Origin of the sequence: Frankia sp. KB5 (assembly GCF_002099325.1) — a bacterium.
Classification (GTDB): domain Bacteria; phylum Actinomycetota; class Actinomycetes; order Frankiales; family Frankiaceae; genus Frankia; species Frankia casuarinae.
Window position 1 is genome coordinate 1 of record NZ_MRUJ01000310.1, and the last position, 7,172, is coordinate 7,172.

General features: G+C 66.1%; 4 protein-coding genes and 1 pseudogene. 4 read left to right on the forward strand and 1 reads right to left on the reverse strand.

Features of this window, described 5'->3' with window-relative positions:
* The 4 genes and pseudogenes from KBI5_RS26650 to KBI5_RS23175 all read left to right on the forward strand — a co-directional run.
* Nucleotides 1-191: pseudogene (locus tag KBI5_RS26650) on the forward strand (IS630 family transposase); the annotation flags it as partial.
* 503 nt (nucleotides 192-694) lie between these two features.
* Nucleotides 695-2,128, forward strand: coding sequence for a tyrosine-type recombinase/integrase (locus KBI5_RS23160; RefSeq protein ID WP_235186949.1), 1,434 nt, complete (start codon nucleotides 695-697; stop codon nucleotides 2,126-2,128).
* Nucleotides 2,129-2,703: 575 nt separating this feature from the next.
* Nucleotides 2,704-3,846: a site-specific integrase gene (locus KBI5_RS23170; RefSeq protein WP_085016461.1), complete on the forward strand. Its 1,143-nt coding sequence runs from the start codon at nucleotides 2,704-2,706 to the stop codon at nucleotides 3,844-3,846.
* A gap of 361 nt (nucleotides 3,847-4,207) precedes the next feature.
* Entirely contained in the window at nucleotides 4,208-4,798 is a 591-nt protein-coding gene (locus KBI5_RS23175) for a hypothetical protein (protein ID WP_133057134.1), read from the forward strand.
* Between the two features lie 478 nt (nucleotides 4,799-5,276).
* On the opposite strand, the gene KBI5_RS23180 is transcribed toward KBI5_RS23175, so the two are convergent.
* The gene (locus KBI5_RS23180) at nucleotides 5,277-6,716 is read right to left on the reverse strand and encodes a helix-turn-helix transcriptional regulator (protein WP_133057135.1); all 1,440 of its coding nucleotides are present in this window, start codon (nucleotides 6,714-6,716) and stop codon (nucleotides 5,277-5,279) included.
* Nucleotides 6,717-7,172 lie beyond the last annotated feature (456 nt).

The window sequence follows — 7,172 nt, forward strand, 5'->3', positions numbered from 1 at the left end:
ATGCCCCCGACACCAACCCGGACGAGTGGGTCTGGAACAACGTGAAGACCGCACAGATCGGCCGAAAAATGATTACATCGGTCTCGGATCTTTACTCCAACGCCCTCACCGCACTTCGCAGGCTCCAGGAGAACTCTGCGCTTGTCATYGGCTTCTTCGGTGACCCCCACCTCGCCTACATCGGCTGGTAGTGAGTCCAGATACTTTCATTCCCCTTAGTACGACGAACTCGACGTCGAGGCCGATTCTCACCCGATACTGTCGCCTGTTCTCACCGAGCTCGCCCGCGCCATCTGACCGCCCGGGCGGCCAGAGCCTCGTATGCCCTACCCCTCACAACGCAACAGCCCCATGCCGAGGCCATGCCAGGGTGACGCGCTCGATGTCAATGTGGATGCCTGCGCCTGCGACGATGTCTCTGCCGAGGGCCGCGACGATGCCGTCTGCGATGGCACCAGCCCGGACCRTCGGTGCGCATGAATCGTATGCCCMGCCCCGTCCCACCAGCCGCGTCCGATGAACTTGGGCGCAGCTGCCCGTCATCCTCGGCCGCGGTAGCCCCCGGGACAGGCTGCCCGGATGGTGTCCAGTGAGGGGATCGGTGTTCAAACGGTGCGGCTGCCGCGATCCCCAGACAGGCAAGGATTACGGCGCCCGGTGTCCGAAACTGCCCCGGTCGGACCACGGTTCCTGGTTGTACATACACGACGTCCCACCCGGTCCCAATGGGCGGCGGCGGCGCACCACCGGCGGACCGTTCGAGACCGAGACGGAGGCCGAGGTCGCGTTGACCGGTTCCCTGGCCGAACTCCATGGCGGTGGGCGGCCCGACGACACCGGGCTCACCGTCGCCCGCTACCTCGACGACTGGCTCGATGGAAAGGCGAGTCTCGCCGCGTCCACCCGCCGCTCGTATGAGGAGCACGTCCGCCTCTATCTCAAACCCGGCCTGGGACACCTCAGACTCGCTGACCTGCGCGACCACCACATCGAACAGCTCTACGCCGCCATGCGGCTCATCGGCCGGGATCTGCACGGCAGGAAACGCTCACCCCTGCTCGTCCGCCTCCTCGAAGTCCGCAAAGACGACCCCAACCACCGCCGGCCCCTCAGCGCCTCCCGGCTACGCCGGGTGCACGCCACCACCATGAGCGCGCTCAACAGCGCCGTGAAACGTAAGAAACTTGGCGTCAATCCGGCCGAACACGTCGAACTACCCAAGGCCCGCAAGCCCCGACCGCTCGTCTGGACCGCACCGCGGATCGCCGCCTGGGAACGCACCGGTAAACGGCCCTCCCCCGTCATGGTCTGGACCCCGCAGCAGGCCGGTGCCTTCCTCGACTTCACCGTCGCCGACCGCCTTTACCCACTGTGGCATCTCATCGCCCACCGCGCCCTACGTCGCGGTGAAGCCGTCGCCCTCGGCTGGACCGAAATCGACATCGACGACGACAGTATCTACATCCTCGACAACCTCCCCGGATCCGTTTCCGGCGCCGACGACAACCTCGACCTGGACGGCGACGAATACACCGAACCCAAAAGCGACGCCGGCTACCGTACTGTCAGCCTGGACCCGGCTACAAAAAACGTCCTCACCACCTGGCAGGCGCGCCAAGACGAGGAACGCGCCGCTTACGGTAAGGCCTGGGTCGACAGCGGACGGATGTTCACTCATCCCGATGGCAGCAGGCTCACCCCCAACGGCGTCTCGCAACGCTTCGAACGGCTCATCACCCGATTCGCCACCATCCGCCATGAGCACGCCGAACACAGCTGGACCGTCGACCAGCTCGCCGCCCGGCATTTCATGCCCGAAGACGCCATTCAGACCGCGCTCGCCTTCGGCCCCCTGCCCCCGATCCGACTGCACGACCTGAGGCACACCGCCGCCAGCCTCACCTACCGGGCCACCAAGGACCTCAAGGTCGTCTCCGAACTCCTCGGACACTCCTCCGTCCACTTCACCGGCGACGTCTACACCTCGGTCTTCGCCGACGCGGATCGCGCCGCGGCCAAAGCCGCCGCCGACATCGTCCCCCGCCGACACCCACCCGGCCAGGTGGAACCCGACAGCTTGGACGACCCCACACCACCCCCCGCCAACGGACCTGGCCTCGACCTGTAGGACACCCCGGGTCAGGTTCGCAGCAAACTCCGGTCGCACCGACCGCATCGGCTCTTGATCCACCAGCAGCGCGGGAGACCACACCAACCGCGCACGGTCAAGATCGGTCAAACAGCCGGTAGACCAGGCCATCCCCACGACCGCGGCGGGGCCGCCGAGGGCCACCAAGAGCTCGTCCGCATCGACCGGCACCGAGGCACCCTCACCAGCCACGGCCACTCTCCGCAACCAGCGGAGGAGGCTCGGAAAATGGTTGCGGTCGCAACGTCACCAGCACGTCACCACCAGGGCCCGTTGTTGATCTCCACGGCCACCTGGCCGCTGCAAAAGGCCAGGTCAGGAGGGGTGGGGCGGGTGGGGCTCGAACCCACGACCGACGGATTAGCAATCCCATTGATTCGTTATCCGTCGCTACTCGCGAAAACATGCTGATACCTGCGGATTATGCTTGCAGGCAAGCATCGTCATTTGCCGCCATTCACCCTTATTGATCACTCAAAGTACGGGGTAAGTACGGGACGATCAGGCTAGTATGAGGGCGTTCGTTCCACTCCCGAAGGATGCGGCGGTGTGGCATGGCTCGTCCCAGTCTAGATCTCGGTGTCGGCGGAAAGATCTTCTACAGCGCCACGGCGAAGGGCTCCCGGRCACGCTGCTTCTACCGCGACCATGACGGGGTACGCCGCGAAGTCGAACGCGGCGGCACCTCCAAGGCGGCGGCCACACGGGCACTGAAACTCGCGCTGCGTGACCGGCTGCGGGTCGCGGTCGGCGACGGCGACATCACACCGGAGACGACTATGAAGGTCCTCGGTGAGGCGTGGTTTGCCGAACAGCAGAAGAAAGACCGCTCTCCCAACACCCTCGCGGCCTACCGCACCACCCTCGACCGGCACGTCTACCCCGCACTCGGCGGAGTGAAGGCCCGACAGGTCACGGTCGGAACCGCGGACCGGTTTTTCAGCGCGGTCACGACCAAAAGCGGCCCAGGTGCGGCGCGGATCGCGCGAACAGTGCTGTCCGGCATGTGCGCGATGGCCGCCCGGCTCGACGCAATGGACCGCAACGTGGTCCGCGACGCCGGGCAGATCACCCGACCGGAACCGAAGCCGGTATCCAAGGCGCTCGGCGCAGCCCAACTGCGGCAGTTGCGGGCGCTGCTCACCTACGACGAACGGGCGCGGCGCCGCGACATCCCCGATCTTGTGGACATGCTCATCGCCACCGGCGCGCGCATCGGGGAGGTATGCGGGATCGTCTGGGACGCGGTCGACCTGGACGCGGGCACCGTGGAAATCCGGTCCACCGTGGTGCGGATTACCGGCCAGGGTCTGATCAACAAGCCTCGTCCGAAGTCGAAGGCGGGCCACCGGCTGTTGCTACTCCCGGCCTGGGCCGTGGCCATGCTGCGCACCCGCCACCACGGACAGAACAGTGACGAGGTGGTGTTCCCCGCGCAGATGGGCGGCCTACGCGACCCGAGTAACACTCAGGCCGACATCCGCGACGCCGTGAACGATGCCGGCTTCCCCGGCCTGACGTCCCACCTGTTCGGCCGCAGGTCCGTTGCCACCCTCCTCGATGGGGATGGGCATACCCCCCGCCAGATCGCCGATGTCCTCGGCCACGCCAACCCGTCCATCACCCTGTCCACCTACATGGGCCGGAAGGTCTCGAACCCCGGCGCGGCGGAAACCCTCGCGGTCCTGGCCATATGACCCCAACCGCTAATCTGGAGCCCTTCGGTCTCCGCGGGCCGTCCACCGTCCCGACCGCGTACACCCGCCCGATCCATGCCGTGAAGATGCCAGAGCCCTTTGTGAGGGAATCTTATGTGTTCACAACCTAAAGCGAATTAGCGATGATGTAGGTACACAACAAAGCGGCCCGGAACGGTGCGCCAACACCGCAACCCGGGCCTGAGCCCCGAACCCCTGCGACCACAGGAGTACGTGACCTATGGCCATCATGCCACCACCACATGACGGGTGGACACCCACCATCAACCCGATGATCACAATCGTTCCGTCGTACCGTCCGATTGCGGTCGACGTCCACACGTGGGACGGGCACGACGGGATGAAGCTCGAAGCTGTGCTGATGTTGCCGGGCCTCGACCTGCGTCTGATCGACGGTGTGAGCGATGTGAACGCGGCTGCCTACTGGCTGCAAGTGGCTCAAGCCGTGCTACTGGCGGCGGGACGCCTGCTCCGGCGTGCCCAGACCCCGATACCGGACGATGAGCTAGCTGCCCAGACTCACGCGTTGGGTCCGCTGGTGCGTCTACTCGGCCTGTTCCAAACCCCCCGGATGTCACCGGATGACTACGCCCATCTCTACACGCTGCTACGCACGGTAGACGACGCGATGACCGCTCGYCGTGCCGCGCTGCCCACCGAGAACGCCCCGACCGACAATGGAGCGGGGCAGACCTGGGCGACGATCGCCTGTGCGGCGCTCGACGCTGCGATGCGGGCGTACGGGACGACGGAGGATGTATCCGGCGACGAAACCCCGCCCGACCGCGGCCCACGCCGCGACGTGATGCACCTACTGTGGTCTCTGACACACATGGCTAAGGACACAGACACGACCCTCGACGAACTTGACACCATGAATCGTCTACTTCAGACCGTTCAACAAACGGTAATCCTCGGTCAGCAGCCCTAGGCCGCGTCTGTCCTGGGTAGCTGCCACACCCGGCGGCTACCCAGGACCCGGGTCCGTAGTCCTGGCCCCCGGTGAGCTSCGCTGGCTCTCGTCACTCGACCGGTTTCAGTGACCATCCTTGACGCCTGACCCGGGTTGCTCCGTGGGCAAGCCTGCTCGTMCTGCGGGTGCGCTCTGCGCACTCGTGGGGCGAGTGGGCGCGGCAGCACTGCTTCTAACCCACACCCCTCGACCGGTGACATTCCCTGATCTCCTCGACGCTCCGAACGGGTGGCCGGGCCGACGCGCCCGGGTGGGGTGCCGACCGAAGGGAGGCGGGGCCCCGCCCGGCGCGCGGCGGGTCCGGACGGGTCCTGTTCGGCGCGGCGCGTGCGGCACATGTGACACGAACCACCCGGCGCCCCGAAGGGGCGCCCTTGAGGAAGTACAGAACATTAGCGACGATCAAACATCGTTGCTGTTTATGCAGGTTATCCGGTTAGACGAGGTCGATGGGCCTGTTGCGGCTGATCCGCCAGGTGTGGGCCTCGTCGGCCAATGATCGAATCGCGGGATAGTCGCGGTCAGTCACGGCGAGGACGACGTTGACCCGGCTTGCGATGTGAGCGGTCTGGAACGGGCCAGCGAGACGCAAACTTTCGCGGGCAAGTGCGGCCACCCTGTCAAGATCCGGTGACTTGCTCCGTGCAACGGCTACTGCCTCATCCGCGCGGAACACGGACGTCCGTGAGCTACTGCCCTGCTCGATGGCGGGTCGGACGTCGGCCGTTACCTCCATGAAGCGGCCTATCTCGCCAAGGCGGGAATACACTCGGCCGACGTCGAGAGAGAAGATCGGCAATCCGATGCTGGTAAGGCTGTCAACGACGGTACGATGATCCTCTCGCGGGCCGCGCTCGTCTGGAGTCAGCCTGCTAACGATGCTTTCGGCCTCGCTGACGGCCGCGTCAACTCCTCGGATGTCGCCATGGGCGGCGCGGGCCCCGGCAAGRCTGCCCACCAGCAAGATAGCCCGTTGTGGTCCGCTGGGTGCGTGGCGCAGGCCGTCGAGCGCGTACTGTTCGGCTCCGGCGGGGTTGCCGGCGTAGTCCTCGATGGTGGCCTGCATGAAGCGCGTCCAGGCGATCAACTGATTGTCTTCGAGGAGTTCGCCTCTGCGGTGGGCTTCCCGCAAGGACAGCCGGGCGTCGGTGGTGTGTCCGGCGTTGTTCTCCAGCCATCCGCGGATGCCGGTGGCGACACCGGATACGCGCCAGACCCGGGCCTGGTCGGCGGGCCGTAGCGGGTATTGGGCGGTGATGGCGTCGGTGAGCTGCTGCAACGCGATGGCCCGGCGCAATGTCTCGGCGGGGGGATGGTGCAGGTAGTCGGCCACCACGGCCTGTAGGGCCCCTTCGGCCGCGGATGCCGCGCCGCTGCCGGCGGTGGCGCGTTCCAGGATGGCCAACCTGTYGGCGGGCGCGATCATCGCTGCGGCTGTGCCGGTGGCGGTGAGTCCTATGGCTGCGGCGGTGAGGCTGAGTAGGTCTCTGCGGTTCGCGGTCTCCACCCCCTCGGTCTGCGGCGTGGGCTGGTGTTGTGAGGGTATCCCGGCTAGCGGTGGTGTAACAGACCCCGCATGATCGTCTTTGTGTTCGTGGGGGTAGGGGTAGCGGAATCCGAGTTCGGGTTCGCTGGCCTGGAAAAAGTGGCAGTAAGCCGCCTGGTAGGACGTGCCGGGGAAGTTGACGCCCCGCTCGTGCTTGCTGATCATCTCGGGGCCGGCGGCCGGTGGGGTGAACCCCGCTTCCTTGGCCACGACAGGGTCAATGTTGGCGATCTTGTCGGCGAGGGCGGCCCGGCTCAGTCCGAGTTGTTCGCGGTGGCGGCGTAGCTGGCCGGGGTTCCATCCCGGGTGTGTGCTGGGCTGAGGGGGCATGACGTCTCGCTTCCCTGGTTACCGGATTTCCCGGGAGAAAGCGTAGCCGGATGCTTACTGCTATCCGGTGATGTCGGTGGGCCTTGTCTGGCGTGTTTCCTGGTGGACCACATGTTTTCTGATCGTTTGCCGGATGAATACCTGATCGTTTGCCGTTCGGCTGCCGGTTCGGGCGCGGGAACGGTCGTCTAGGTGAGCACGGCTGTCCGGCATCGATAACCGTCTGTTTGCTCTCGATGCCTCCGGCTTGACGCGGTGGACTTCTCGGCGGCGGTTCCTGCCGGGTTGGCCTTCGTGTCCTCGGCGGGCGCCGTGAACGGTTCCGGGCGGGCTGTTCCACGCAGGTGGGGCCTGCCCGGGGCCACCTTGTGATCACGAGACGAGGGGGGTCCTGGCCGTGGGCCGGTGGGAGGACGAGCATTTTGCCCGGTTGGAGTGTGAGGTGCCGGTGCGGGG